Origin of the sequence: Thermococcus alcaliphilus, from assembly GCF_024054535.1 — an archaeon.
GTDB classification, from domain to species: domain Archaea; phylum Methanobacteriota_B; class Thermococci; order Thermococcales; family Thermococcaceae; genus Thermococcus_A; species Thermococcus_A alcaliphilus.
Genome location: NZ_JAMXLV010000016.1, coordinates 37,755 through 61,534, shown reverse-complemented (window position 1 = coordinate 61,534; position 23,780 = coordinate 37,755). Strand labels below are relative to the sequence as shown.

The following is a 23,780-nucleotide window of genomic DNA, read 5'->3' as shown; positions in this document are numbered from 1 at the left end:
AAATTTCACCAATCCCAAAAATTTATAATTATGAAGAGGCTCACGCTGTGAGGGTATCAATAAACTAAAATCAAAGGGTGGTTAAAATGTTTGAGACAATGTTAAAATGTACTCGATGCGGTAGAGACTACTCTCTAGCAAGTGGGATTTACAAATGTGAAAAATGCGGTACTCCTTTGGATGTTCAGTATGATTACGGTGCGATAAGAGAGCTTATAGAGGATAACGACGCTTGGTTTAGAGAAGCGCCGCGACTATGGAAGTACTGGATGTTCTACCCGGTTTCAAACCTTAGGAAGATTGTTAGCCTTAATGAAGGAGGTACGAGACTTTACAGAATGAAAAACCTTGAGAAAAAGCTGGGTTTTGGAAGACTTTACATCAAAAATGAAGGAGAAAATCCAACAGGGGCCTTTAAGGATAGGGGTTCGAGTGTGGAAATAACAAAGGCCCTTGAATTTCATGCAGGAAAGGTTGTAGTGGCCTCAACGGGAAACATGGCCGCTAGTATTTCTGCTTATGGCTCCAAGGCGGGCCTTGAAGTGACAATAGTAGTTCCAGAAGGGACTCCCGTTGGAAAGCTTGTTCAGGCAGTTGTTTACGGGGCGAAGATAAAAATCCATGGAAGCACTTATGATGAAGCTTTAGCAGAAAGCGAAAGAATGGCAAAGGAAGAAGATTATTACCTTACAGGGAATTATCACTATAGGGTGGAAGGTCAAAAGAGCACGGCCTTTGAGATCTTTGATCAGTTCCGATTTAACACTCCTGATTGGATTGTGGTGCCCATTGGTGCTGGAACACACTTAAGGGCCATTTGGAAGGCTGCAAAGGAATTCTATGAAGTGGGGCTTATTGAAAAATTGCCAAAAATTGCTGGGGTTCAAATTGAAGGCTACGATGCAATAGTCAGGGCTTGGAAAGAGAAAAAGCCTATCGAACCAATAAAGACAAAACAGCCAACAGTTGCCTCGGCCATAGCCGTTAAAGCCCCCGTAGATGGAGAGAACGTTCTGAGGGCCATTAACGAGAGCAGAGGGTACCTTAGCACAGTAACAAATGAGGAAGCTATGAACGCAGGCTTAATGCTCGGAAAAGAGGGCCTCTTCGTGGAGCCTTCCTCAGCAACGGCTCTTGCCCTCGCTAAAAACATGAGAGAAGAAGGAATAATAGATAGAGATGAAAGTGTTGTCGTTGTTGCGACGGGACACGGCTTAAAGGACATAAAAACTTGGGAAAGCTTTATTAGATTTTAACCGCTTTTTCTTTTGATGTTATATGCTCTACGAAGAAAGAAGGTTTAGCAGGTTTGTGCTCTTTATTACACTCCCAGCGTATATAGGTCTCTTAGCAGGCCTTTGGGCGACATATCATGCAGGTGAGGGCTTTGAATTTATGGCAGTAGTTTTCATTGCGGTTGTCATGATTTTGATAGACGTGTTGAGCTTCAAAATAGAAATAGACGAAAGAGAGATAAGGCTCCGCGGAACTCTGGGGTTGATTATTAGAAAAACGATTAAGATCGATGAAATTGAGAGTTTTGAGATTAAATTAGGCTGGATAGGCTGTTGGGCTCCAATAAGATTTAATTTTCCAGCTAAAGGGTGTATAACCATCCACAAAAGAGGGCTTGATGTGGCGTTTACAACAGACAATCCAGAGGAAATTGCAATGGTTTTGTCTACCCTTGGCGTTCCACGAGCAGCTTAGTGCCCCTAACTTGGATTATCTTGACTTTCTCTCCTCTTTTTGCTGTTCCGTTTATGCATTCAGCTATCCACAGCTCGTTTCCCACTTTTACGACACCTTTTGGCATTAATTCTTCAACCACAAGGGCTTCTTTTCCAATTAACGCCTCGGGCCCAACCTCTGCTTTTTTCTCAAAGACTTCCCAGAGGAACTTAACGGCAATGACATCTTTGAAGATAAGAAATCCTATTACAGCAAGAGCGGGTTTTAACGGCACGTTTATACCAGCTCTCGGCAAAATAAAGAACAAAAATATTCCCACGACTATTTCATCTGCAAGGATGCTCAGAGTTTTTAGGGCGTTTTTAACGTAGGTTTTCATAGTTCACACCCCTAAGTTGGGCAAACCGCCGTAGAGAAGCATAAGAAGCCCTACAAAAACTGGCTGGTGAATGAGGTAGATCTTTAGGGTGTTCCTCCCCATGAAGCAGACGAACTCAAGGAGGGGATTTTTTGGAGTGCTTATCTTGAACTTTCTTTTTCCGGCTGGATAAATCAACGCACCCACTGCCGTTCCCAGAAGGAAAACTCCAAACCACGGGAAAATCGGGAAGTAATCAAGAGTAAAGAACTCGTGGGGAGTAATTCCTAGGGGAAGAAGGAGCAAAGTGTCGGCGTGAACGTTCTTCACGATTTGACCTCCAAGGAGAAAGAGAACTGCGGGAAAGATGTTTTTCCATCCGAGAGGATAGAAGGGAATTACGAGCAAACTTGCGACGCCTAAGAAATGCAAAATTCCAAAGTAGATTGTCCCTCTCTCCAGCAAGAGGTAGGTAGTGAGGGTTATGAGCAAGCCAAGGCCGAAAAGCTTTGCAAATCTGAGAAAATACTTATTCAGGGTTTTCTTCCCCCTTGCATGGCTTATCCACAGCGAAAGGCCAGAAATTGAGACGAAGAGGGATGCAGTTGCATAGGCGAAGAGCTTCCAGAAAACTCTGTACTCTGAATAGCCCAAAAAGAACTGCAAATCCGTTACAAAATTTGAAATTAACATCATGATTAACGCTATTCCCCTAACGAAGTCAACCTCCCAAAAGCGCTTTGAGTATATCTCGCTGCCGAACATCAAAAGATATAAACCTCGAGGCTTATTTAAGTTTGGGGTTGTCATGGAGAGAAGTATACTGCGGTTTTTGTTTTTCACTTTGGCAATGTTAATGATAACCCAGCCAGGGGCAATAGCCTTTGCCAATTTTGATGCCCCTTATGGGTTTTACAAGGATCTCTCTGCATGGCTCTCTGCCTATCTCGGAGGTGCTGTGATTTTAATGTTATATGCACTCTTGAAGCGGAAAGAACTTGGAATTAAGTTCCTTTCTGTCTATGGGCTTCATTATGTGGTTCTGTTTATTCTCACATATTTTTTGAAGCTGAAGGTTATTGGGAATGTTAATCCTTCGTTTTCCGTTTTGAGTTTGTTCTTCTTAAGCTTTCTAGGTTTTCAGCTTAGCATGATGCTCTTTCTCCCAGCCGTTTTTTCCCCACCCTATTATTCCTACGATGCACCCCTACTCCTAATCCAGCTTGTACTCTGGATTGCTTCCTTTTATATCTTTCTTAGGCTTAGAGAGCTTGAAAAGGAGAAAATATTAACAGTCTACAGAATTTTCTTGGGTTTAATGCTTTTTTCGATTTTCTTTGGCTTTCTCAAAGTTGCCGAGGTGTTTAGATGAGGATTATTAAAACTAGAGCAAAAAGCATCTACACAAAAAGCGGAATTCCTGGGGTTGATTGGGTTGTAAATCAGTATGTAGGATGTCAATTTGGGTGCAAATACTGCTATGCAAAGTTCATTTGCAAGTGGAAGCCCTATGGCGAGTGGGGAACATGGGTAGAGGTAAAGACCAACGCCCCTGAGCTTGCAAGGAAGAGGGTTTATGGAGAAGTCTTTATGTCGAGCATCTCCGATCCGTATCAGCCCATAGAGAAGGAGCTTAAGCTAACGAGAAGAACCCTTGAGAGGATGAACAAGAGAAACAAGCTCAGCATTCTAACAAAGTCCCCTCTTGTGGTTAGAGATGTTGACCTTTTCAAGCTCTTCAACGAAATCGAGGTTGGATTGACAATAAACAGCTTCGAGGGGAAGGAAAAGCAGCTCATAGAACCCTTTACCCCCTCACAGAAGCTTAGGATGGATGCTTTGAAAACCCTAAAAGAAGAGGGAGTGAAAAACTACGCCTTCATAAGCCCGATTATCCCGGGGATCACTGACGTGGAGGAGGTAATAAGGGAAACAAGAGACTTCGCTGATTCTTACTTTTTCGAGATGCTCAATCTAAAAGCCGCTGGCAGAGAGTTTCAAGAGCTCCTAAAAGAGAACTTTCCTGAAAGCTATGAAGTTATGGTTGACGAGGATAAGTTCTGGAGCTTCATTAAAGAGCTCATAGAGCTCATAAAACGGTTAAACATAAGGACAGGGGGAATAGAAGTCCACAGGAGGGGCTGGGAGATTATAGAGGTGAAGTAAATGAGAATAGCTAAGGCAGGGGATCTCTGGTTAGAAATCCCAGATGTTAGGTATTCCTTCTTTGATACCCCTTACATTGGCCATAAGCTTGGGACTGCAGTTGATGTGTACTTTGAAGACAAAGCCCTTTTTCCCTTCGAGGAGGGAAAGCTTGTTGAGGTGAAAAAGATAAAAACTCCCCGATATATTCCTGTTAGAGACGACTATCTTCTCATCTTTGAAGTTGAGGATTTTTGTTTGAAGGTTCTTCATGTGGAGCCTGAACTTGAGGTTGGTGAAAAGGTTTCTCTGGGGGATGAAATTGGAGAACTGAGGCTTTCGGGCTTTTTCTCTCCTTGGAGTGATAAGCATGCCCATTTTGAGCTTAGAAAGTGTGAAGACAGATACAGGGCGAGGGGAGGATTAGCGATATTTCCCAAAGTTAGACCTTTAGTTCCCGTTGCTGAGGGAAGGGAATTCAAAGTCGTCGAAAAAACCGCCCACTACTATTGGCTTAAGCCTCTAAAAACTAGAGGGAGCGGACTAACTCCTTTTGGAAGCATTGAAGGTGGATTGCCCCATTATCGTTACGGAGCGATTTTCAATGGAAATAAGGCAATGCTGTTTGGGAAGGCTATGAGGGCTGAGAAAATTCTTGAAAATGGCGTTGGGATCTTTAAAGCAAACTTTGAAGTCCTTGCAAACGGGAATAGGGTTAGGGGAGTTGGGGTTTACTGCAATGAGGGAAGGATTAAGCTTATTGGTGGAGATTTTGAGGTTGAAGAGACTGTGGAACTTGGGATAATCTAAAAAATTTTTGATATTTGTAAAATATATTCTACCATAAACTATATATTCACCAAGTGAAAATCTACAAAAATGATTTGTTTTTTATTTTTGGGTTGATGAAGGAAGAGGTGTGTGATATGGAAAAGGTGGAGGAAATCCCTAAAGAAACCCTGCTTGAGATATACAAAACTATGCACAAGATACGAACTTACGAGGAAACACTTGCAGAGTGGTACTACAAGGGGAAAACCCCAAGGTTTGACATATCTGCGGGCCCAATTCCGGGGGAGCTTCATTTATCTTCCGGCCAGGAATCTGCAGCAGTTGGAGTTTGCATGCACCTAAAACCTGAAGATGCCCTAATAGGGACACACAGGGCTCATCACTTTGCGATTGCTAAGGGAGTTGATCTAAAGAAAATGACTGCTGAGATTTTTGGAAAAGCTACAGGTCTATCAAGGGGTAAAGGAGGCCATATGCACCTTTTTGATGCAAATGTTAACTTCAGCTGCAGTGGAATTGTAGGAGCAAGCTTTCCACAAGCCGTTGGTGTGGGAATAGCGGCAAAACTAAAGGGAGAAGATTACGTTGCTGTTGCTGTTGGTGGAGACGGTGCAGCTAATCAAGGGACTTTCCATGAGGCTCTTAATTTAGCCGCAATCTGGAAGCTACCAGTGATCTTTGTGATAGAGGACAACAGCTGGGCTATTTCAGTCCCAAAGGAAAAATCAACTGCAGTCGCGAAAAACAGTGAAAGGGCTGCAGGTTATGGAATTCCTGGAGTTAGTGTGGATGGAGCCGATGTTATAGCGGTTTATGAAGTGGCAAAAGAAGCTGTTGAGAGAGCGAGAAGAGGAGAAGGGCCAAGTTTGATTGAGATAAAAGTTTATAGGCTCAGAGGTCATTTTGAAGGGGATCCACAGCACTATAGACCCAAAGAGGACTTAGAGCTTGCCAGGCAAAAGGATCCACTCATGAACTTCGAAAAGCTCCTTCTAGAAAAGGGCATTGCAACTGAAGATGAACTTAACAAGATCAAGGAAGAGAACATCAGAGAAGTGCAGGAGGCTATTGACTTTGCGGTAAACAGCCCGTATCCAGAGCCTGAAGAAGCATTAAAGGGCGTTTTTGCAGGGGGTGAATGAGATGGCAAGAAAACTCCCCATGTATAAAGCAATCTCGGAAGCAATAGCTCAGGAAATGGAGAGAGATGAAAACGTGTTTGTCATGGGTGAGGATATTGGGGCATATGGAGGCATATTTGGCGCAACAACTGGACTTTTAGAGAAATTTGGGCCTGAGAGAGTTAGAGACACCCCAATAAGCGAAGCGGCGTTTATAGGGGCTGCTTTGGGGGCGGCATCAAAGGGAATGAGACCAATAGTCGAGCTTATGTTTGTGGACTTCTTTGGAGTTGCCATGGATCAGATTTACAACCACATAGCCAAAGCCCACTACATGTCCGGCGGACAAGTGAAAATGCCAGTAGTGATAATGACCGCCATGGGTGGAGGATACAGCGACGCTGCTCAGCATTCCCAATGTCTCTACGGGCTCTTTGCACACGTTCCGGGTTTGAAGATAGTAATTCCCTCGAACTCATATGATGCGAAAGGCTTGATGATCTCGGCGATTAGAGATGACAACCCGGTTATGTACTTCTTCCACAAAGGTCTCATGGGACTTGGATGGATGCCCTCGCCACCGGAAGCAACGGTTGAGGTTCCGGAGGAGCCTTACACAGTACCTATCGGAGAGGCAAAAGTAGTCAAAGAGGGGAGCGATGTTACCATTGTAGGAGTTGCTAAAATGGTATACGAGGCATTATGGGCTGCAGAAGAGCTTGAAAAAGAAGGCATTGGTGCGGAGGTAATCGACCTAAGAACCTTGGTTCCCGTGGACAAGAAGACCCTCTTGAATTCCGTAAAGAAGACTGGGCGTTTAGTTGTAGTGGATGAGGACTACAGAAGCTACGGGATGAGTGGAGAAGTCATTGCTACGGTTGTTGAGAATGGAATATCTTTGGAAGCACCTCCCGTAAGAGTTGCCTATCCTGATGTTCCCGTTCCCTACAGTAGGGTTCTGGAGAGATATGTTCTTCCAGATAAGGAGAAGATAATCAACGCCGTAAAGAGTATAATGTGACATGGCGGAGGAGAGAGAATGGAAGTAGAGGTGAAAGTGCCAATAGTTAGTCAAGAAGATAAAAAAGGTGTAATAAACCAGTGGTACAAAAGCGATGGGGATGAAGTAAAGGAAGGTGAGGAGATAGCAGAGGTTATGATAGAGAAAGTTACCATTATCGTAAAGGCGCCAGTAAGTGGAAAGCTTAGAATACTCGTTCCTGAAAATGAAGAAATATCACAAGGACAGGTAATAGCAGTTGTAGAAACTGAATAGCTTTCAAAACCTTTAATTATTTTTCTTTCCAAATTTTTACATGCCATTGAGGGTTCTATTTCATGAGTACCGGGATCCTTATCTCAACATTGCCTTCGAAGAAAGCCTTGCAAGGAGCAGGAGTGTTGATCTTGTTGGAGATACCTTTAGGATATGGAGAAACGAAAATTCTCTGGTTTTGGGTCGTTTTAGAAAAGTTGGGGAGGATGTCAATTTAAGCAATGCTAGTAGATTTGGATTCCCAATAGTGAGGCGCTTCACCGGAGGAGGGACAGTGTACCATGACAGTGGATGCCTGAATTATTCTATTGCAATCAAGAAAAATGTAAAGTACCCACTGGACTATATGTATAGAGTCCTCCTAAAAGGCACTCTTCTTGCGCTGAAAAAACTTGGAGCACGGGCATACCTAAAGAATACCAACGATGTCGTGGTTAATGAGAGAAAAGTTTCGGGAACTGCTGCGGCTATGAGGTGGGGAGTTCTTTTTCTTCATGGTTCGATTTTAATAAACTCAAATCTGCAAATGCTCTATCTCCTTTTAAGAATTCCAAAGGTCCACAACTTTGATCCGGTTAAGTATCGGGTGGCAAACCTCTCTGCGTTTGTAGAGACTTCCACAGAAGAAGTTGCTGATGCCCTAATTTGGGGTTATTCAAGAGTGTTGTCTACCTCTCCTACTTTTGAAGAGCCTTTAAAAGAGGAACTAAAGGTGGCCAATCTTTTATATAAAGAGAAATATTCTAGGGAGGAATGGAACTTTAAAGGCCTTGTTGACAATGAGGGAGAACTTAATAAAAAGGTAAAAGACATCCTCAGCTAATCGTCAAAGAAGCCTCTCTCAGCAGCTATTTTCAGTGTCTTTCTATAGTCAATAACTCTCGGCCCATTCCGCGTTATTTTTGCAGTTATCTCCCCCCTCATTTCAGTCTCTCTTTCTCCATCAAGAGCCAAAAGTGAGGGAGATGTTTTCAGTTCGATTTCCTCGTTCAGATTCAAGATTTTTGTTTCTTTGACTTTTATTCTTCTAAATATTCCAGGAGCTATGGGCGCTTTTATGCCTTTTTCTCCTCCAAGCTCCACATATATTCCCAAGTCGTCTCTTTCAGTTATCTCCCTCAAAATTCCGGGAATTGAACTCAGCCCAATGTTGGATGGGGAAGAGATACTGGCTACAACCTCTTTCAAGTATTCAGGTTTCCAAACTGCTTTGGAGCCTTTAAAGGAATGGAGCGTTGCAACAGCATCTACGAGAGCAATATCTTTGAGTCTGCCATCTTCATAAAGTTCAATTCTTTTTGTTTTGTAAGTTCCTTCGGTGGGTTTAACAATGCCAGTGGCTATTGCTGAAACAGCAGCCCCGGCTATTGTGGCCTCTATCATGTATGGAAAGACGTTGTTGGTGCCTGTGGAGATGGGCATTATGGGGATTTCTCCAGAGGCTTTTGCGACAAGTCTGTTTGTCCCATCCCCTCCTATGACAATTATTGCCTTAACTTTGTCCTTCATGAGCTCAGTTGCCTTTAATGTGTCCCTCCAATCTCCAAAAACTTTCATTGGAAGCATTTCAACCTCCATAGATATATGCTCCCCCACGGCATGAAGTGCAGCGGGAACTATTCCAAAGGTTTCCGGCATTGCTAAAACTTTTTCAACTCCTAACTCCTGCATTATTAGAAGAAGTCTTTTTACGATGTTAACTTTCTCCATGTTGTCAAAAACACTTGCATGGGCAATTAAACGCCTTATATCTCTGCCAGATTCAGGGTTTGCTATTATCCCTACAGTTACTTTTCCCATAACTTTCATCTCCTTACATAGAGGGTAATAAACGCTATTGCCACCAATATTTCGTTTGTTTTATCTCCAAATTCTTTAAGAGCTATTCCAGGGCCTTTTAGACCGCCTTCGACAATTTTAACAACTTTTTCACACGGTAGGGGGATTACTTCTTTGACTTTCTCTATATTGACTCTTTGAGAATAGGGCACCCCTATGAGGATCTCTGCTTTTATATCTCTCTCAAGATCAAGCTCAAAGAGCTCCAAGAGTCCAACAGTGCAAACCCTTGTTATTGCATCTTTTATGGCCTTTATTGCAGCTTTAGTGGGATCTTGACCATGCTGGTCTATTCCCATTCCTATCTCGATGACATATCTTCTCCATTCACTCACTTTCAAAGACCTCCTCTGGGTGCTCCAGGTAATATTTAACTCTCTCCAAGAACCTCGCGGCTGGAGCTCCGTCTATTGCTCTGTGGTCAAATGTCAAAGAAAGCGTCATCACGCTGGCAATTTTTATCTCTCCATTTTCCACTATCGGCTTTTGGACTATTCTGTTCAAACCTAAAATCGCGATCTGGGGCGGATTAATTATTGGGGTGAAGGAATCAACTCCAAACATTCCAAGGTTCGTTACTGTGAATGTTCCCCCAACAAAGTCCTTCTCCTTAAGTCTGCCGCTTTTTGCTCTCTCAACTATGTCCGCATAGTCCTTTAGAAGTTCCCCAAGGGATTTTTTGTCAACGTCCCTAATTACTGGCGTAATAAGGCCTATTGGACTGTCAACAGCCACGTTTATGTTTATGCTGTCATAGATCACTATCTTTTCCTCTTCCATTGACGCATTGATCTCTATGAAGTCCCTTATGGCTTTTGCAATGCATTTTAACATGAGAACTGTGTAAGAGGGCTTTTCTCCAAGCTTTTCAGTGAGCTTCTTCCTCATTTCAATAAGGTTATCCATCTTTGTTTCCATATTAAGGGTTACGTGCACAGCTTCCCTGTAGCTCTTTGAAAGCCTCTCTGCTATAACCTTCCTGATCCCAAACACTTTTCTCTCTTCTCTCACCTTTGGAAAGAAGTGTTCTCGTATATATTTTTCGAGGTCTTCAAGCGTAACTTCGCCATTGGGACCAGAGCCTTCTATTTTTGAAAGATCGATATCGTATTGCTCGGCTATCGTTCTTATCTCTTCACTCACCAATTTAGCTCCCCTCAGTTTCTATTATTGCTATTGGCTCCCCTACGGGGACTTCATCTCCAACATCGTGGAGTTTCTCCACTAGAACTCCTGATGCTGGAGCTTTGACCTCTCCAGTTAGTTTCTCGGACTCGACTATAGCAATTACTTCATCTTTCTCCACCATCTCTCCAACATTTTTCTTCCACTCTACGATAGTGCCCTTTTTCATTGTCATACCTAATTTTGGCATAATGACATTTATTCTTGACATAATATCACCATATTGTTATTTTCATTTGATCTTAATAAACTTTTGGAGCGAGAAATGGAAAAGTATATATACCTCTTTAATGTGAAACCTTAAATGTTTAATCTGTGGTATACCTTTAATCATTGACATTTGCAAAATAACCTCTTTTTTAAATCTAAACCCAGCAGAGGCGAAAAATATGGCGGAGATACCTAAGGAAAAGTTGTTGTGGATGTACGAAACCATGGTTAAGATAAGAGAGCATGAAGAAAGGGTTGCAGAGCTTTTTGCCCAAGGAAAAATCCCGGGCTTTGTTCATCTCTACATTGGAGAAGAAGCTGTCGCAACAGGGGTAATGGCCCACCTAAGGAAAGAGGACTTCATAACGAGTACTCACAGGGGACATGGTCACTTTATTGCAAAAGGCGGTAACATCAAGGCATCAATGGCCGAACTCTTTGGTAAGGCTACAGGGATATGTAAAGGAAAAGGTGGCTCAATGCACATAGCCGATTTGGATGTAGGAGAATTGGGAGCAAACGGTATAGTGGGTGGAGGTATTCCCCACGCAGTCGGAGCCGCATTGGGCATAAAGCTAAATGGCTTGGATAACGTTGCAGTGGCTTTCTTTGGAGATGGTGCCTCTAATCAACAAAACTTCCATGAGGCAATAAATCTTGCCGCAATATGGAAGCTTCCAGTAGTTTTTGTATGTGAAAACAACCTCTACCAGATATCCCTTCCCTATTCAAAACAGCAAGCCATAAAGAGTGTCGCTGAGAGGGCTGCTGCTTACGGAATTCCGGGAGTTAGTGTAGACGGCCAAGATGTCTTTGCGGTTTATGAAGTCGCTAAAGAAGCGATAGAGAGGGCTAGGAATGGAGAGGGACCAACACTAATAGAAGCAAAGACCTATAGGTTCAGAGGACACTTTGAAGGCGATCCCCAAATATATAGGTCAAAGGAGGAAGTGGAATGGTGGAAGAAGAACAAGGATCCAATAGTTCTCTTTGAGAAAACAGTCCTTGAGAAAGGTCTTCTAACTGAAGAAGAGCTTGATACTATTAGGGAAAGAGTAAAGAGAGAGATAGAAGAATCTATCAAGTTTGCAGAGGAAAGCCCATGGCCCAAGCCGGAGGAAGTTCTTGAAGACGTGTTCTCGACCCCAACCAAGGGGGTGTTAGTATGGCAGTGGTGAGGGAGATTACTTTTGCAGAGGCGCTCAATGAGGCTTTGGACTACGAAATGTCAAAAGATCCAAAAGTTGTCGTGATGGGCGAAGATGTTGGAAGATATGGGGGAATTTTTGGTGTCACAAAAGGACTCATAGAAAAGTACGGAGAAGAAAGAGTAAGGGATACCCCAATAGCAGAGAGCGGTTTCATTGGAACTGGGGTAGGAGCTGCTGCATCAGGCTTGTTGAGACCTGTTGTAGAGTTAATGTTCATAGACTTCCTTGGCGTAGCTTATGACCAAATCTACAACCAAGCAGCGAAGATGAGATACATGTTTGGTGGAAAGGCCAAGATTCCAATAGTTATCAGAACGGTCTCTGGAGCGGGTGCAAGCGCCGCTGCCCAACACTCACAATCCCTACACGCTCTCTTTATCCACGTTCCAGGATTGAAGGTAGTGTACCCCTCCACGCCCTACGATGCCAAAGGGCTTTTGATATCTTCAATTGAAGACGATGATCCAGTTATTTTCATTGAACATAAGATGCTTTATGGAATTAAGGGCCCAGTTCCGGAAGATCCTTATTCAATACCTCTTGGAGAGGCTGATGTGAAGAAGGAAGGTAAGGATGTTACGGTTGTTGCGACAGCTTTGATGGTTCACAGGGCTTTAGAAGTTGCAAACAAGCTTGAAGAGGAAGGAATAAGCGTTGAAGTCATTGACCCAAGAACCCTCGTACCTCTGGATGAAGAGACAATACTTAACTCAATAAAGAAGACTGGAAGGCTCGTTGTTGTTGATGAGGCATATCCAAGATGCAGCTTTGCCACGGACATAGCAGCTTTGGCCGTTAACAAGGCCTTTGATAACCTAAAAGCTCCTGTTAAGCTTGTCACAGCCCCAGCAACTCCAGTTCCGTTCAGTCCGGCCTTAGAAAAGGAATGGATGCCTAGTACTGAGAAAATTGAAAAAGCCATTAGAGATGTTCTCTGATTTTTAACATTTTTTATGAAGGTGATATGATGGACAAGCTTAAAGCAGCATTTATATTTTTAGCCCCGGAGGCAGAGCCTGAAAGACATAGGGCAGTTATCTCAACGCCTGCTGTAGAGCTTCATGTAGTTGGAGTTAAAAACTACGATGAAGCCTGCAGAATTGCAAAAGAACTTGTAGATGAGGGCATAGCGGCAATTGAGCTCTGTGGAGGTTTTGGTCATAGGGGTGTTGCAAAAATTGTTGAAGCGGTAGAAGGAAAGGTTCCAGTGGGAGTTGTTAGATTCGATATCCATCCAGGGCTTGAAGGAAAAAGCGGTGATGAGATATTTTGAATAATTGGGAGTTGAGGAAGTTGGAAGAGGTTACAATCCAATTCTATGTCGAAGGAAAGACTGAATCTCCAACAAAAATGGTTGCGAAGGTTAGAGAGTTCACAATTGTGGTAGATGAACCCCCTGAGTTGGGTGGGACTAACGAGGGGCCGAATCCAGTGGAATATATTCTCGTTGCCCTAGCAGGGTGCTTGACTATTACCGGTCATTTGGTAGCGGAGGAGAAGGGGATAGGTATTAGGTCAATCAGGATTAAGGCCACTGGAATACTTGACCCGAGGAAATTTCAGGGACTCGATGGTGAACGCGCTGGGTATAAAGAGATTAAGGTGGAAATATTCCCTGAGGGCAACTTTACAGAATCCGAGCTCTTAGAATGGATAAAAGAAGTTGAAGAACGCTGTCCAGTTAGTGACAACCTCAAAAATCCAACTCCAATTAAAATTGAGGTAAAAACAAAAGATTAGTAAGGAAGATCGTAGTGCTTAACCACTATCTCGTCTATCCCCATCTTTTCTAAAGCACTCAGTGGGACTTGCATTGAAACCTGAACTATTCCCGGAAGCCTTCCAATTTCCACGGCACCGCTTATCGTTACCCTATTCCTAACTTCCTCCAAGCTCATTCCAAAGAGCTTTGCTGCCCTTTCAAAACCTCTCATTGCAGCTTCGTTTATAGTTGGTCCTGAACCAATAATCTGCACTGGAGCCACGGGCTCGGGCTCAATTCCAAACCTTCTTCCCAATGTCTGGACTTTCTCCCATTCGTCTTTTCTCCATGGCTTTGCGAGGGGAGGCAGGTCTTCCTCGGGAGGTAGCAAAATAGGGCCGTCTAGGTTTATGTTTTTAACAACCGAAACTTCAAGAACGCTCTCTGCAGTTACATCGATTGTATGCCCCGCTACTTCTCCGTCTCCCTGCATTCCATGAGCATCTCCGGCGTAAATTCCCCCTCCCTTAACTTTTACCGGCGCTATTAATACAGCCCCTTCTCTAACTGAATCAACATCTAAGTGACCATCGGTTAGCTTTGTCTCGTAGTCTTCCTTGGTTATCCCGTATGGATGGGGAGCGTTAATCAAGAAGGAGCCGAAGTCTCCGGCGTTATGGGAGTCCGGGATATCTACGGCTGGAACCGTTCCAAGCTGTCCCAAGAAAGGTCTTATCCTTGAAGGCACTCCAACGATGTCTGCCTTAGCGAAGATTAGTATCGGCACCTGCTTTGAATTCTTGGGAAGAGAGTGCCACTCCCATGCATCTTTGGCTATCATCTTGGCGGTTTCCTTGTTTACTGTAACCCCAACTCCAAGGTTGTGGTCAAAGACCATTGTGTACCCGTTGACCATTTTGAAGGGAGAAGCCGGTGAGCCACAGTGTTTGCATCTCACTGCATCTTCCCCTATACCAACAACCTCAAATTCGGGCCATGGTTCGTTACAGCTTGGACATTTCTTTGCAACATATGGATCTCCAACAAACGCTCCTTCTCTAACTGTATCAACACCTGAGGAAGCGGCTTTTGAGAGAACCTTAATGCTCTTTACCTTAATCACTATGCCATCTCCGACTTCCGCTCCTTCTACAGCAACTGGCACGTTGACCTCGTGTCCTCCCCTAATTGTGGGAGTAATCATTGGACCCCAGCATCCGGGGGCTGTGACAAAGACTATCTTCCCTCCATCCGCCACTGGACCGAGCATCTTTGAATGTGGGCCAATTATGCCGTTTGTTTGTACATCGTTAAAGATTTCGTCCTCAACTACCATGGAAATCACCAATTATCATTTGCGAAATAGAAAGATAAAAACGTTTTTATTTTGATAGATTTATAATCATCTGGAGACTTTTGAATGATGCCATAACTTCAATCGTTTTGAAACTCTCAATAAACGTATATACTTTGAAGTCAAATCCTATGTTGGTGAGATCATGAAGAAAGGGCTTGCCCTTATCCTTTTGCTGAGCTTTGTTCCATTGGCTAATGCGTGTTACAACCCAATGGATTCCTTGGCTGTGGAGGTTCGCCTTAACAGGCCCGGGATTTCATACGATCTAAGCCCTCTACTAAATGCGGAAAACATAATAATCGACAACGGAACCATAATCTACCGCTCCCACTACGACGAGAGAGTTGGAGTTATCTTGAGGGAGATTAACTCTTCCCTATGGATTAGGATTCAGATACCTGCGAAGAGCTTTGAATCCGCTTATGCTTACGCTTCATTTGAATCTCCCTTGCTGATTTCCAACGAAAGCTTTGAGCGGATTAAGGCTCTGGGCTGGGAAGTTAAGAACTACACCTTTAGAAAAGGGTCTCTCTACGTCCAGATAAGCCCAAGAAAAGGCAACGAGTGCAAGAGCGACTCGGACTGTTCTATAGGTGGATGTTCCGGAGAGGTCTGCACGACGAGAGAGCTCGCGAGGGAAATAGTTACGCCGTGCGTATATAAGGAGTGGTATAGTTGCTTGAGGCTCACAAGTTGTGGCTGTTACAATGGCCTCTGCACTTGGAAGCCCACTCTCGAATTTGAAAAGTGCTTGAAAGAGCACGGCGTTGATCCCTCAAAGGTCATTAAGCTTCCCCTAGCCGAGGTCTATATAGCAGTTTACGGAAAAGAAAAGCCGGGTGAAGAAGACGTTGTCGAGCTAAAGGCGCTTTTTGAAGAGCTCGGCATCTCATGTGTCCTTGACAACCTCCAGTTTAAAGCAGAGATCACTAACTCCCCAGAGGGAGTCATTGATCCCTATTCCTTCAACTTTAGCAAAGCCCTTGAGATTGAGCTCAAGTGGCTGAGGGAGAACGGAATAATAGAGATAAGCGATGAAGACATCTCGGCAATTGTAAATGTTGCGGAGAGAGGAAAAGCTGGCCAAAACTCCCATATAGGCTGGTACAAGAAAAATGGAATCTATACTTGGATCCCCTATGATGAGAGCGATAAGCCTCTTTTAGTTAAGTGTGCTTCACCACCATTTAACATCAGCATTCCAAAAGGAGAAATTGTGCTGAAGTCATCGAGCACTCCTTCCCAGAGTCGCGCTCAAGGCGAAGTTTGCGGTCCGGCACTCATTTTGGGACTTTTGCTTGTGCCTTTGCTCTTCAGAAAGTGAGCTTTTTGGCTTTTTAATCTTTGACAGAGTGACAAACTTGCCTATATTTTCCTTTAAGGACTTGTCATATCTACAACAATTTGAGCAAAGAACATTTAAGGGGTGAGTGCATCTAGTAGGGTTATGTCGATAAGGAGTGAGTGTTTTTGGAATTTGTGATACGTTTTCCTCGTTCTCTTGGTTAGCTTATAGGCGGGATTGCTTTTGGCAGGCTTTTTGATTGTCTAAACATCTTTACCTACTTGAAATACTTGGTTGCTTTTGGCCCGTTTACTCTCATTATTCCCTCGATTTTGGGATTTGCAAAGAGAAAGAGGTGGTTGAAATGAAAGCTGTTCTTCCAGATGAAAAAATACCAAAGTTTTGGTACAACATTTTGCCCGACCTTCCCGAACCTCTGGAGCCCCCGTTAGACCCGGAGACGGAAAAGCCCATAGAGCCAGAAAAGTTGCTTAGAATCTTTGCGGAGGAACTTGTAAAGCAGGAAATGAGCAGGGAACGCTACGTTGAAATTCCTAGAGAAGTTAGAGAGCTATACGCCAAGATTGGGCGCCCTACACCTCTGTTTAGGGCAACGAACCTTGAAAAAAGGCTTAGAACTCCAGCAAGGATTTACTTCAAATACGAGGGAGCGACCGTTACTGGCAGTCACAAGATAAACACCGCCTTGGCCCAAGCATATTATGCTAAAAAGCAAGGCATTGAGAGGCTTGTAACCGAAACAGGAGCGGGGCAATGGGGAACTGCTCTTTCTCTCGCCGGGGCTCTTATTGGCCTAAGGGTTAGGGTTTACATGGCTAGGGCGAGCTACCAGCAAAAGCCTTATCGGAGAGTTCTCATGAACATCTACGGGGCTGAGGTGTTTCCAAGCCCAAGTGATAGGACGGAAGTGGGGAGGAGATTTCTAGCTGAGGATCCAAGCCATCCCGGAGGTCTTGGCATAGCGATAAGTGAAGCCATTGAGGATGTTTTAAAAGATGAGAACGCCCGTTATTCCCTTGGCAGCGTCTTAAACCACGTCCTAATGCACCAAACGGTCATCGGGCTTGAGGCAAAGGAGCAGATAAGAGAATTTGAAGAGCCCGATGTGATAATCGGCTGCGTAGGCGGAGGGAGCAATTTCGCTGGTTTGGCATATCCATTTGTTAAAGACGTTTTGAAGGGAAAAGAAGAGTATGAGTTCATAGCTGTTGAACCCAAAGCCGCTCCAACAATGACTTCGGGGGTTTATGCCTACGACTACGGGGACTCAGGAAGGCTAACTCCGAAGATGAAGATGCACACCCTTGGCCATACATACTATGTGCCCCCAATTCACGCCGGAGGGCTGAGATACCACGGGCTAGCTCCAACGCTAAGCGTTCTCGTGAACCATGGCATTGTGAAGCCTGTAGCTTATCACCAGACGGAGGTCTTTGATGCAGCCACCCTCTTTGCAAAAGCCGAAGGGATAGTTCCAGCTCCAGAGAGTGCCCACGCGATAAAGGCGGCAATCGACATAGCACTTCGGGCAAAAGAGCAAGAGGAGGAGAAAGTTATACTGTTCAACCTGAGCGGCCATGGACTTCTTGACCTTAAGGGATACGAGGATTTTTTGGAGGGAAGACTGGAAGATTATGAGCCCAAGGAAATTCCAGTGTTGAACGGGCTTTTCTGATTTTTATTATTTTTGCAGTGTCTAGGAGAAAGATTAATATAGTAGAAATTTGAATCTACTATGGAGGTGAGTATAGTATGCCACTCACAAAAGTCACCCGGAACTACCAGATAACGATCCCCGCAGAGATCAGGAAGGCTCTTGGGATTAAGGAAGGTGAAGTGCTTGAAGTGAAGCTCGAAGACGGGAGGATTATTATAGAACGGCCCAAAAAAGAAAGGAAAACCCTCAAGCTCGGCAAAAAGATATCTCCTGAGGAAATTGAGAAATCCATAGAAGAGGGGATGAAAGAATGTCTGCAGTGATAGATACCAATGTTTTGATTTATGACACCTTTAGCGACTCTGGCTTCCATGAAAAGGCGAGAAGCCTTCTGAATTCTCTCGATAAATGGTACGTTCCATCGATAGTGCTTCAGGAGTATGTGTGGTTCTTTAAAAACCAAGGGTTTTCAGTTAAGGAAGCTAGGACGATGCTCTTAGAGTACACCTCTGACCCGAGGTTTAGAAGCCTCGTCGATGATTATAAGATAATCCTCCGCGCCCTTGAGCTCCTTGAAAGGGAGAAGCTCTCTCTATCGCGCTTCAATGACACGGTAATTCTCATTCACGCGCTGGAGAAAGGTTATTTGGCAACTTTTGACCAAAGGCTCAGAAAGCTTGCGACAAAGCTCGGAGTCAAAGTTTTGCCGAAGGAGTTTTGAGGTTTTAAGATAAAAATTGAAGTAGATTAAAGATCTCTAAATTATTCAGACTGAAGCCTCTCCACAAGCTCCCTCAACTTCTCCTTCCCGTCGTTTAAGATCGGCTTTCCATGACTTGGCAGTAAATGCACGAAATCAACCTCCAAAAGTCTTTTTATGGCTTCCCTGTTCTTCATTGGATCGAGGGAATAATGGTGCGGAATCTCTTCAAGCCTTCCGTTTTCCTCCATAACCAAATCCCCCACAAAGAGAGCTTTTGTCTCCAAGTCGAGCAAACAAATGCTCCCGGGAGTATGCCCCGGAGAGTGGATAACTCTCAGCCCCTCGATCTCATCTCCGTCGTTCAGCTCTATTTCAACATCAACTGGTTCTATTTCTCTCCTGTAGGTTTTCTCTCCCTTCAAATAGGGGACCTCGTCTTTATGGGCTGCAACATTTGCACTGGTTGCGTCTTTAAGGTTTTTTAAAGAGCCCACATGGTCGTAGTGGGCATGGGTTACTATTATTACCTCCACATCCTCTGGAACGTAGCCGAGCTTTTCTATGTACCTCAAAACCTTCTCATACTCCTCTGGAAGTCCGGCATCTATAAGGAGAAGCTTTTCTCCCCTTTCTATCAGATAGACGTTTGCAAAAGTTTCATCTACCAGGTGGATTCCTCCAACAACTCTCATAGGGGTCACCAAAAATATATTCTCCCTTAAACCTTAAAGTAATTTTGTGTAGTTAAAACCAAAAGATTTAAGTAGGATTTTTATTTACATTAAGTTAGATAAGAGGAAGATGTCACTCTCATCACGGGGTGAGACTATGGAGGAGCATGGAAGGTTACTTGATGTCCTTGGAAACGAGACGAGAAGGAGGATACTGCTCTTGCTTACCAAACGACCCTACTTTGTAAGCGAGCTCTCGAAGGAATTGGGAGTTGGGCAAAAGGCTATCCTTGAGCACCTTAGAATACTTGAGAGTGCTGGGCTGATTGAGGGCAGGATAGAGAAGATTCCGAGGGGCAGGCCTAGGAAGTACTACCAAATAAAGAGGGGCATTAGGTTGGAGGTTCTCCTCACGCCGTATTCCTTCGGCACCGAGATGTATGAGCCAAAAGCCCCAAGACAAACGAAGGAATATGAGGAGATAAAGCAGCTCATAAAGTCCCAAGAACCAATTGAAGAAAAAATCAGAGAACTTTCTTCCTTCTTAAGTGAGATAGAGCAAAAAATAGACGAGTATATGAGAATGAAGAGCGAGCTTGAAGAGGTCAGAATGCTCACTGAGACTTACATAAAGAGCCTTATGCGCAGAATTGCCAGAGAAAGCGAGGAGCAGTTTGATGAGCTTTTGAAGGAATTCGAGGATATACTCCCAAGAGAAATCCTTGAGGATTTAAAAAGGATAAAGAGAGAACTGATTTAGAGGATTTTTCCTTCTTCCTTAAGTCTTACAAGCCTTGTTATGTAGCCAGCTATTCTGTTCCTTATTGTTTTGCTTGTGACGTTTGTTAGCTCCTCAACCTTCTTTTTGTTGTGCTCAAAGTCCCTTGTGAACTCGTTTGGATACCTGTTGAAGAGCTCTCTCGCGGTTCTCTTAATGAAACCTTGCTTAATGTTTCCCATTCCTCATCCCTCCGATAATCTTAATTTCCACACCCAAATCAAGTGAGGCTGTTTTAAACTTTTCCCAGCCAAATTTATAAAGCTTCCCTTTAAAGGTTTTTACCACCTGAAAGCCTCGCCCCTTTAGGGCGGGGATGCAGAAATTCTGAGTTTGATCCTTTGAAATGTCGAAAGCCTTAAATACTTTTTCCTCTTAATAAGGCCTCGGGGAGGCCGTCTTAAAGGTGCTCTTTGAGAGGGCTTTCGTTGTGTCCTCCCTTTAGGGAGGATGACGCCGTAAGGCGTCCTTTGAGAACCGCCCCCTTAGGTGGTAAAAGCTCGTGGAGCAGCCTCTAAGGCGATAACCCCAATCCCGCTTGGGCGGGTAGGGGTAACGGGCCTAAGACCGGGCCTGTGGGCCAAACCGAAACTGGCGACGGGAGTAGGTGATGGACCCACAAACCGATGAAACTTCTGAAGGAGGGGATTCCTCTCGGGAGTCATAACCCCTCCTTCAGGGGCGGGGAGGAGGTCAGATGATTAAGGAAACCATCATCTGCTACGGGCATGAAAACGTAAAGGCAACCCACCGCTCAACGCTGGAAATAACGAAGGAGGATTACCTAACGCCAAGGGGAGACTGCATAATATGCATAAAAGCCAACAAAGCCCTTAAAGACCTAAGTGATGAGTTAAAAGAAGCCCTGAAAAAGGGCAAAAAAATAAAGATAAGGATAATTGTTGATGATATTGTTGATGAGCTTGAGGCATTTGGAGACGAGAGGCTGAGCTTTGAGAGCGATGTTTCTATGGTGATAAGAAAGAGCGACTACGTTGATGGGAGAACTTTGGCAGTAAAAGCAAACAAAGCCGCGAAGGACATTAAAAGGGAACTTGTGGAGAAGCTGAAAAATCCGGGGCAGAAAGTGATTGTTGAGATAATTGTGGAATGATGAGACTTTGAGGTAAGGTTCTTATCGAAAGATTTTTATTACATAGAACGTAATTTACATGGGGTGTAAATTACATGGTATGTAAAAACTTTTTCAGCACTAGACCTATTATGGAGGAGGAGTGCCTTTGGGGAGAAGGGCACAGAAATACGGCTGAAAAACTTTTTCAAGCAGTTCTTAGGGGAAATATTTCTGTTCTCTTAGGCCCGAGGCGTGTAGGAAAGACGAGCGTTGTTAATGTGGTCGCTGAAAAGTTCACGAAAAGAAGAAACCATCACTACATATACTTCAACTTTTCTCGCTTCATTGGTGCTAGGGCTATTTCGATATCCGATGTAGAGCCAAAAAGAACATCTCTAAGACTTATAACCATGAGTAAGAGCTACGCCCTTTCCCTTCGCGGGATTTCTGTCGAAGTCAGGAAGACAAGCATAGAGGAGTTTACTTCGGACTTTTCTACTCTTGTGAGAGTGCTATCTCAAAACTCAGCAAGAGGACTCCTTATTTTTGACGAGGCCCAGGTGCTTGCTAGATTGAAAAACTTGGATTTTCGTGGTTTACTTCAGGAGATAACGGACAGTTATCCGAACATATCCCTGATTTTTACAGGCTCAATGCCCGGTCTACTTATGGAGTATTTGAATCCCGATGCCAGTAAGCCAAACTTTATGCGCTCGGCCGAGATATTTACACTCCCGCGCTGGAGCGTGGTGGAGGGCGTAGAATTTTTGAGAAGAGGTTTTGAAAGCTATGGTATTAATGTAAAAAATGAACTCGAACTTGAAAGGGCTGTAAGGGAGCTTGGAGGCGTTCCAGGTTTTGTTTCTTATTATGGATTAACTGTAACAAACCTTGTAAGGAGGGGAGTTGCTGTAGAAAAAGCTCTTCCAAGGGCACTAGAAGAGAGCAGAAAATATGCCCTTGATGAGTGGAAAAAGGATTTGGAAGCTTTCTTGAACGTTTACAGCAGCCCCATTTATGTTGAAGTGCTTAGAGTCCTCGCTAATGTATATCCCAGCGCACTTAGGGGGGCGGAGGTTTACAGAGAGCTTGAGAAGGCAGAAAAGGCACCTAGGAGAATTCAGCATATCTACAAGTATCTAGACACTCTTGAAAAAGCAGGATTCATACGTTCGGAAGGAGGAAGATATTGGATAGAGGATCCCCTCCTTAGAGTCCTTCTGATGTCTCCCTAACCCTTATATCTTGCTCTGCTTTAATACCCTACGGTGATTTACATGGTGAATCGAGAGGAACTTCTCTCTTATGGAGATATAAAGGCTAAGGAAATCGCTTTAATTCTGATGGAAGAGGCGATAAAAAGCGCTGACCCCTATGAAGCGGTAAAAAGAGCACTAAAGGTTGAGGACGGCAAGCTTATTGTTAAAGGAAAAGAGTTCCTGATAAGGGGAAAAATCTATGTTTTGGCATTTGGAAAGGCAGCATGTTCGATGGCAAAAGCCGTTGAAGAGGTTCTGGGTGAGAAGATTGCCGGGGGAATAGCGGTGACTAAGTACGGCTATTCATTGCCTCTCAAAAAGATCAAGGTAATTGAAGCGGGGCATCCAGTGCCGGATGAAAATTCAGTAAAGGGTGCTCAGCTCGGGGTAGAGCTTGCAAAAAAAGTTAAGGAAAACGACACCCTCCTCGTCCTCATCTCCGGTGGTGGGAGCGCGCTTTTCACCCTTCCAGAGGACGGGATAAGCTTTGAGGACAAGATGAAAACGAATGAGCTCCTCCTTAAAAGCGGGGCGAAGATCTATGAGATCAACACCGTCAGAAAGCACATCTCAAAGGTTAAAGGGGGTAAGCTGGCGAAGCTCGTGAAGGGGACTCTGATAAGCCTTATCCTCTCAGATGTCGTTGGCGATCCCCTCGAAGCTATAGCCTCCGGACCAACTGTAAAAGACCCCACAACGTTTAAGGACGCCTACAGGATACTCAAGCTCTACAACCTCTGGGATAAGCTTCCTGAAAGCGTGAGAAGGCACATAGAGCTTGGCCTTGAGGGAAAAGTTGAGGAAACCCTAAAGGAAGACCTTCCCAACGTCCACAACTTCCTTATAGCGAGCAACGCCTTGGCATGTGAAGCAGCAGAGAGAAAAGCTAGAGAGCTCGGACTCAATGCGCATATTCTCACAACGACCCTTGAAGGAGAAGCCAAGGAAGTGGCAATAGCTTTTGGCTCAATAATAGAGGAGATTTACCATAGGAGTAGGCCCTTTAAAAGGCCCTGCATCTTAATAGCCGGTGGAGAAACAACGGTAACGATAGAGGGTGAAGCCGGTCTTGGAGGGCCGAACCAGGAGTTTGCCTTGAGCATAACGAGAAAAATAGCAAACCTTAGAGGAGTTGCGGTTTTGGCTATGGATACAGATGGAACTGACGGCCCAACGGATGCCGCCGGTGGATTGGTGGACGGCTATACTCTGGAAGCCCTTAAAAAAGAGGGCATAGATGTCGAGGAATACTTAAAGGGGCACAACGCTTATGAGGCTTTAAAGAAAGCAAAAGCCCTACTTGTAACAGGCCCAACGAGGACGAACGTTAACTCAATAATTATTGCTGTTATTCTTTAATAATTTGGAATTCTGTTCTGTTTTTTGCTTGATTTTTTGAATTTTATGGAGCCCTAATAGGGGAACTGAATGTAATTTTGACAA

General features: G+C 44.1%; 30 protein-coding genes. 21 read left to right on the top strand and 9 right to left on the bottom strand.

Going from position 1 to position 23,780, the window contains the following annotated elements:
* Nucleotides 1–86 precede the first annotated feature (86 nt).
* Nucleotides 87–1,256, top strand: coding sequence for a threonine synthase (gene thrC, locus NF859_RS02075; protein ID WP_252742772.1), 1,170 nt, complete (start codon nucleotides 87–89; stop codon nucleotides 1,254–1,256).
* 22 nt (nucleotides 1,257–1,278) lie between these two features.
* On the top strand, nucleotides 1,279–1,710 hold the full coding sequence (locus tag NF859_RS02070; protein WP_252742771.1) for a hypothetical protein: 432 nt from the start codon (nucleotides 1,279–1,281) through the stop codon (nucleotides 1,708–1,710).
* Here the strand turns inward: NF859_RS02070 and NF859_RS02065 are convergent.
* Entirely contained in the window at nucleotides 1,682–2,071 is a 390-nt protein-coding gene (locus NF859_RS02065; RefSeq protein WP_087037154.1) for an NfeD family protein, read from the bottom strand. The genes NF859_RS02070 and NF859_RS02065 overlap by 29 nt on opposite strands.
* Nucleotides 2,072–2,074: 3 nt before the next feature.
* The gene (locus NF859_RS02060; RefSeq protein WP_252742770.1) at nucleotides 2,075–2,815 is read right to left on the bottom strand and encodes a heparan-alpha-glucosaminide N-acetyltransferase; all 741 of its coding nucleotides are present in this window, start codon (nucleotides 2,813–2,815) and stop codon (nucleotides 2,075–2,077) included.
* Nucleotides 2,816–2,858: 43 nt separating this feature from the next.
* Here NF859_RS02060 and NF859_RS02055 point away from each other — a divergent pair, with 43 nt between their 5' ends.
* From NF859_RS02055 to NF859_RS02025, 7 genes are all read left to right on the top strand, one after another.
* Nucleotides 2,859–3,422 carry a hypothetical protein gene (locus tag NF859_RS02055; RefSeq protein WP_252742769.1) on the top strand — a complete coding sequence of 188 codons (564 nt, stop codon included), beginning with the start codon at nucleotides 2,859–2,861 and terminating at the stop codon, nucleotides 3,420–3,422.
* Nucleotides 3,419–4,216: an SPL family radical SAM protein gene (locus NF859_RS02050; RefSeq protein WP_252742768.1), complete on the top strand. Its 798-nt coding sequence runs from the start codon at nucleotides 3,419–3,421 to the stop codon at nucleotides 4,214–4,216. Before NF859_RS02055 ends, NF859_RS02050 begins: the two co-directional genes overlap by 4 nt.
* Entirely contained in the window at nucleotides 4,217–5,005 is a 789-nt protein-coding gene (locus NF859_RS02045) for a DUF8155 domain-containing protein (RefSeq protein ID WP_252742767.1), read from the top strand.
* 116 nt (nucleotides 5,006–5,121) lie between these two features.
* Nucleotides 5,122–6,129, top strand: coding sequence for a thiamine pyrophosphate-dependent dehydrogenase E1 component subunit alpha (locus NF859_RS02040; protein ID WP_252742766.1), 1,008 nt, complete (start codon nucleotides 5,122–5,124; stop codon nucleotides 6,127–6,129).
* Between the two features lies 1 nt (nucleotide 6,130).
* Entirely contained in the window at nucleotides 6,131–7,129 is a 999-nt protein-coding gene (locus NF859_RS02035) for an alpha-ketoacid dehydrogenase subunit beta (RefSeq protein ID WP_252742765.1), read from the top strand.
* Between the two features lie 18 nt (nucleotides 7,130–7,147).
* Nucleotides 7,148–7,384, top strand: coding sequence for a biotin/lipoyl-containing protein (locus tag NF859_RS02030; protein WP_252742764.1), 237 nt, complete (start codon nucleotides 7,148–7,150; stop codon nucleotides 7,382–7,384).
* A gap of 40 nt (nucleotides 7,385–7,424) precedes the next feature.
* The gene (locus tag NF859_RS02025) at nucleotides 7,425–8,207 is read left to right on the top strand and encodes a lipoate--protein ligase family protein (RefSeq protein WP_252742763.1); all 783 of its coding nucleotides are present in this window, start codon (nucleotides 7,425–7,427) and stop codon (nucleotides 8,205–8,207) included.
* On the opposite strand, the gene NF859_RS02020 is transcribed toward NF859_RS02025, so the two are convergent.
* The 4 genes from NF859_RS02020 to NF859_RS02005 are packed head-to-tail and all read right to left on the bottom strand — an operon-like array spanning nucleotide 8,204 to nucleotide 10,619.
* Nucleotides 8,204–9,184 (bottom strand): NAD(+)/NADH kinase, encoded by a 981-nt coding sequence (locus NF859_RS02020; protein WP_252742762.1) that lies wholly within the window; start codon nucleotides 9,182–9,184, stop codon nucleotides 8,204–8,206. The genes NF859_RS02025 and NF859_RS02020 overlap by 4 nt on opposite strands.
* A 5-nt stretch (nucleotides 9,185–9,189) precedes the next feature.
* Nucleotides 9,190–9,558: a Lin0512 family protein gene (locus tag NF859_RS02015; protein ID WP_004069543.1), complete on the bottom strand. Its 369-nt coding sequence runs from the start codon at nucleotides 9,556–9,558 to the stop codon at nucleotides 9,190–9,192.
* A complete protein-coding gene (locus NF859_RS02010; RefSeq protein ID WP_252742885.1) occupies nucleotides 9,551–10,366 on the bottom strand; it encodes a dihydrolipoamide acetyltransferase family protein in 816 nt (271 codons plus the stop codon). Before NF859_RS02010 ends, NF859_RS02015 begins: the two co-directional genes overlap by 8 nt.
* 4 nt (nucleotides 10,367–10,370) lie before the next feature.
* Entirely contained in the window at nucleotides 10,371–10,619 is a 249-nt protein-coding gene (locus tag NF859_RS02005; RefSeq protein WP_004069552.1) for a biotin/lipoyl-containing protein, read from the bottom strand.
* 178 nt (nucleotides 10,620–10,797) lie between these two features.
* On the opposite strand from NF859_RS02005, the gene NF859_RS02000 reads away from it, so the two are divergent.
* From NF859_RS02000 to NF859_RS01985, 4 genes are read left to right on the top strand one after another with little or no spacing between them, the layout of a single operon-like run.
* On the top strand, nucleotides 10,798–11,796 hold the full coding sequence (locus tag NF859_RS02000) for a thiamine pyrophosphate-dependent dehydrogenase E1 component subunit alpha (RefSeq protein ID WP_252742761.1): 999 nt from the start codon (nucleotides 10,798–10,800) through the stop codon (nucleotides 11,794–11,796).
* Nucleotides 11,784–12,767, top strand: a complete 984-nt coding sequence (locus tag NF859_RS01995) for an alpha-ketoacid dehydrogenase subunit beta (RefSeq protein WP_289846380.1) — start codon at nucleotides 11,784–11,786, stop codon at nucleotides 12,765–12,767. The genes NF859_RS02000 and NF859_RS01995 overlap by 13 nt, the downstream gene beginning before the upstream one ends.
* A gap of 29 nt (nucleotides 12,768–12,796) precedes the next feature.
* Nucleotides 12,797–13,102, top strand: coding sequence for a DUF6506 family protein (locus NF859_RS01990; RefSeq protein WP_004069558.1), 306 nt, complete (start codon nucleotides 12,797–12,799; stop codon nucleotides 13,100–13,102).
* Nucleotides 13,103–13,113: 11 nt separating this feature from the next.
* A complete protein-coding gene (locus NF859_RS01985) occupies nucleotides 13,114–13,569 on the top strand; it encodes an OsmC family protein (RefSeq protein WP_252742760.1) in 456 nt (151 codons plus the stop codon).
* On the opposite strand, the gene NF859_RS01980 is transcribed toward NF859_RS01985, so the two are convergent.
* Complete coding sequence (locus NF859_RS01980) at nucleotides 13,566–14,867, bottom strand: acetamidase/formamidase family protein (protein ID WP_004069562.1); 1,302 nt, start codon at nucleotides 14,865–14,867, stop codon at nucleotides 13,566–13,568. The two genes, NF859_RS01985 and NF859_RS01980, sit on opposite strands and share 4 nt — an antisense overlap.
* A 163-nt stretch (nucleotides 14,868–15,030) precedes the next feature.
* Between NF859_RS01980 and NF859_RS01975 the strand changes: the two genes are divergently transcribed.
* The 4 genes from NF859_RS01975 to NF859_RS01960 all read left to right on the top strand — a co-directional run bounded on the left by NF859_RS01975 (nucleotide 15,031) and on the right by NF859_RS01960 (nucleotide 18,572).
* Nucleotides 15,031–16,212, top strand: coding sequence for a CGP-CTERM-anchored Cys-rich protein (locus tag NF859_RS01975; RefSeq protein WP_004069564.1), 1,182 nt, complete (start codon nucleotides 15,031–15,033; stop codon nucleotides 16,210–16,212).
* A 325-nt stretch (nucleotides 16,213–16,537) separates the two neighbouring features.
* Nucleotides 16,538–17,869 (top strand): TrpB-like pyridoxal phosphate-dependent enzyme, encoded by a 1,332-nt coding sequence (locus NF859_RS01970; protein WP_004069566.1) that lies wholly within the window; start codon nucleotides 16,538–16,540, stop codon nucleotides 17,867–17,869.
* Nucleotides 17,870–17,946: 77 nt separating this feature from the next.
* Nucleotides 17,947–18,174 carry an AbrB/MazE/SpoVT family DNA-binding domain-containing protein gene (locus tag NF859_RS01965; RefSeq protein ID WP_004069568.1) on the top strand — a complete coding sequence of 76 codons (228 nt, stop codon included), beginning with the start codon at nucleotides 17,947–17,949 and terminating at the stop codon, nucleotides 18,172–18,174.
* Nucleotides 18,162–18,572, top strand: a complete 411-nt coding sequence (locus NF859_RS01960) for a PIN domain-containing protein (RefSeq protein WP_004069570.1) — start codon at nucleotides 18,162–18,164, stop codon at nucleotides 18,570–18,572. The genes NF859_RS01965 and NF859_RS01960 overlap by 13 nt, the downstream gene beginning before the upstream one ends.
* A gap of 41 nt (nucleotides 18,573–18,613) precedes the next feature.
* Here the strand turns inward: NF859_RS01960 and NF859_RS01955 are convergent, their stop codons facing one another.
* The gene (locus NF859_RS01955) at nucleotides 18,614–19,246 is read right to left on the bottom strand and encodes an MBL fold metallo-hydrolase (protein WP_004069572.1); all 633 of its coding nucleotides are present in this window, start codon (nucleotides 19,244–19,246) and stop codon (nucleotides 18,614–18,616) included.
* A 136-nt stretch (nucleotides 19,247–19,382) separates the two neighbouring features.
* Between NF859_RS01955 and phr the strand changes: the two genes are divergently transcribed.
* Nucleotides 19,383–19,985 carry a heat shock transcription regulator gene (phr, locus tag NF859_RS01950; RefSeq protein WP_252742759.1) on the top strand — a complete coding sequence of 201 codons (603 nt, stop codon included), beginning with the start codon at nucleotides 19,383–19,385 and terminating at the stop codon, nucleotides 19,983–19,985.
* On the opposite strand, the gene NF859_RS01945 is transcribed toward phr, so the two are convergent.
* Entirely contained in the window at nucleotides 19,982–20,185 is a 204-nt protein-coding gene (locus NF859_RS01945; RefSeq protein WP_004069582.1) for a 30S ribosomal protein S17e, read from the bottom strand. The genes phr and NF859_RS01945 overlap by 4 nt on opposite strands.
* A gap of 515 nt (nucleotides 20,186–20,700) precedes the next feature.
* Here NF859_RS01945 and NF859_RS01940 point away from each other — a divergent pair.
* The 3 genes from NF859_RS01940 to NF859_RS01930 all read left to right on the top strand — a co-directional run bounded on the left by NF859_RS01940 (nucleotide 20,701) and on the right by NF859_RS01930 (nucleotide 23,696).
* Nucleotides 20,701–21,117, top strand: coding sequence for a DUF371 domain-containing protein (locus tag NF859_RS01940; RefSeq protein WP_004069584.1), 417 nt, complete (start codon nucleotides 20,701–20,703; stop codon nucleotides 21,115–21,117).
* A gap of 110 nt (nucleotides 21,118–21,227) precedes the next feature.
* On the top strand, nucleotides 21,228–22,313 hold the full coding sequence (locus NF859_RS01935) for an AAA family ATPase (protein ID WP_252742758.1): 1,086 nt from the start codon (nucleotides 21,228–21,230) through the stop codon (nucleotides 22,311–22,313).
* A gap of 42 nt (nucleotides 22,314–22,355) precedes the next feature.
* Entirely contained in the window at nucleotides 22,356–23,696 is a 1,341-nt protein-coding gene (locus NF859_RS01930) for a glycerate kinase type-2 family protein (RefSeq protein ID WP_252742883.1), read from the top strand.
* The last annotated feature ends 84 nt before the right edge of the window (nucleotides 23,697–23,780 follow it).

Bases quoted from the DNA above. Each gene is read 5' to 3' on its own strand.
- thrC (WP_252742772.1), top strand. From the start codon at position 87: ATGTTTGAGACAATGTTAAAATGTACTCGATGCGGTAGAGACTACTCT.
- NF859_RS02070 (WP_252742771.1), top strand. From the start codon at position 1,279: ATGCTCTACGAAGAAAGAAGGTTTAGCAGGTTTGTGCTCTTTATTACA.
- NF859_RS02065 (WP_087037154.1), bottom strand. From the start codon at position 2,071: ATGAAAACCTACGTTAAAAACGCCCTAAAAACTCTGAGCATCCTTGCA.
- NF859_RS02060 (WP_252742770.1), bottom strand. From the start codon at position 2,815: ATGTTCGGCAGCGAGATATACTCAAAGCGCTTTTGGGAGGTTGACTTC.
- NF859_RS02055 (WP_252742769.1), top strand. From the start codon at position 2,859: ATGGAGAGAAGTATACTGCGGTTTTTGTTTTTCACTTTGGCAATGTTA.
- NF859_RS02050 (WP_252742768.1), top strand. From the start codon at position 3,419: ATGAGGATTATTAAAACTAGAGCAAAAAGCATCTACACAAAAAGCGGA.
- NF859_RS02045 (WP_252742767.1), top strand. From the start codon at position 4,217: ATGAGAATAGCTAAGGCAGGGGATCTCTGGTTAGAAATCCCAGATGTT.
- NF859_RS02040 (WP_252742766.1), top strand. From the start codon at position 5,122: ATGGAAAAGGTGGAGGAAATCCCTAAAGAAACCCTGCTTGAGATATAC.
- NF859_RS02035 (WP_252742765.1), top strand. From the start codon at position 6,131: ATGGCAAGAAAACTCCCCATGTATAAAGCAATCTCGGAAGCAATAGCT.
- NF859_RS02030 (WP_252742764.1), top strand. From the start codon at position 7,148: ATGGAAGTAGAGGTGAAAGTGCCAATAGTTAGTCAAGAAGATAAAAAA.
- NF859_RS02025 (WP_252742763.1), top strand. From the start codon at position 7,425: ATGCCATTGAGGGTTCTATTTCATGAGTACCGGGATCCTTATCTCAAC.
- NF859_RS02020 (WP_252742762.1), bottom strand. From the start codon at position 9,184: ATGGGAAAAGTAACTGTAGGGATAATAGCAAACCCTGAATCTGGCAGA.
- NF859_RS02005 (WP_004069552.1), bottom strand. From the start codon at position 10,619: ATGTCAAGAATAAATGTCATTATGCCAAAATTAGGTATGACAATGAAA.
- NF859_RS02000 (WP_252742761.1), top strand. From the start codon at position 10,798: ATGGCGGAGATACCTAAGGAAAAGTTGTTGTGGATGTACGAAACCATG.
- NF859_RS01995 (WP_289846380.1), top strand. From the start codon at position 11,784: ATGGCAGTGGTGAGGGAGATTACTTTTGCAGAGGCGCTCAATGAGGCT.
- NF859_RS01990 (WP_004069558.1), top strand. From the start codon at position 12,797: ATGGACAAGCTTAAAGCAGCATTTATATTTTTAGCCCCGGAGGCAGAG.
- NF859_RS01980 (WP_004069562.1), bottom strand. From the start codon at position 14,867: ATGGTAGTTGAGGACGAAATCTTTAACGATGTACAAACAAACGGCATA.
- NF859_RS01975 (WP_004069564.1), top strand. From the start codon at position 15,031: ATGAAGAAAGGGCTTGCCCTTATCCTTTTGCTGAGCTTTGTTCCATTG.
- NF859_RS01970 (WP_004069566.1), top strand. From the start codon at position 16,538: ATGAAAGCTGTTCTTCCAGATGAAAAAATACCAAAGTTTTGGTACAAC.
- NF859_RS01965 (WP_004069568.1), top strand. From the start codon at position 17,947: ATGCCACTCACAAAAGTCACCCGGAACTACCAGATAACGATCCCCGCA.
- NF859_RS01960 (WP_004069570.1), top strand. From the start codon at position 18,162: ATGTCTGCAGTGATAGATACCAATGTTTTGATTTATGACACCTTTAGC.
- NF859_RS01955 (WP_004069572.1), bottom strand. From the start codon at position 19,246: ATGAGAGTTGTTGGAGGAATCCACCTGGTAGATGAAACTTTTGCAAAC.
- phr (WP_252742759.1), top strand. From the start codon at position 19,383: ATGGAGGAGCATGGAAGGTTACTTGATGTCCTTGGAAACGAGACGAGA.
- NF859_RS01945 (WP_004069582.1), bottom strand. From the start codon at position 20,185: ATGGGAAACATTAAGCAAGGTTTCATTAAGAGAACCGCGAGAGAGCTC.
- NF859_RS01940 (WP_004069584.1), top strand. From the start codon at position 20,701: ATGATTAAGGAAACCATCATCTGCTACGGGCATGAAAACGTAAAGGCA.
- NF859_RS01935 (WP_252742758.1), top strand. From the start codon at position 21,228: ATGGAGGAGGAGTGCCTTTGGGGAGAAGGGCACAGAAATACGGCTGAA.
- NF859_RS01930 (WP_252742883.1), top strand. From the start codon at position 22,356: ATGGTGAATCGAGAGGAACTTCTCTCTTATGGAGATATAAAGGCTAAG.